Raw genomic sequence first — 465 nt, forward strand, 5'->3', positions numbered from 1 at the left:
ATCCCCGCGGTCGGCGACTTCAACGGCGACGGCAAGGACGACATCGCCACCTTCACCCTGGGCACGACCGGTGACGTCTACGTCGCCCTGTCGGACGGCACCAAGTTCGGGGCAAGCTCGCTGTGGCACGGCGACTTCGGGTTCAACGCCGAGCTGCCCTACGTCGGCGACTTCAACGGCGACGGCAAAGACGACATCGCGGTCTTCACCCGCGGCAGCGGCGGCGACGTCTACGTCGCGCTCTCCGACGGCACCAAGTTCGCCGGCAACGGCGTGAAATGGCACGACAACTTCGCCTTCAACGACGAAGTCCCGGCGATCGGGGACTTCAACGGCGACGGCAAGGACGACATCGCCACCTTCACCCGCGGCACCACCACCGACGTCTACGTCGCCACCTCCGACGGGACCAAGTTCGTGGGCAACAGTGTCAAGTGGCACGACCACTTCGCGGCGGGCAGCGAA

1 protein-coding gene is annotated in these 465 nt (G+C 66.2%); it reads left to right on the forward strand.

The window, feature by feature from the left end:
* Positions 1-465, forward strand: a 465-nt coding sequence (locus CF165_RS42675) for an FG-GAP repeat domain-containing protein (protein WP_143268822.1), incomplete at both ends; no start/stop codon positions are given.

The organism is Amycolatopsis vastitatis (assembly GCF_002234595.1).
Taxonomy (GTDB): domain Bacteria; phylum Actinomycetota; class Actinomycetes; order Mycobacteriales; family Pseudonocardiaceae; genus Amycolatopsis; species Amycolatopsis vastitatis.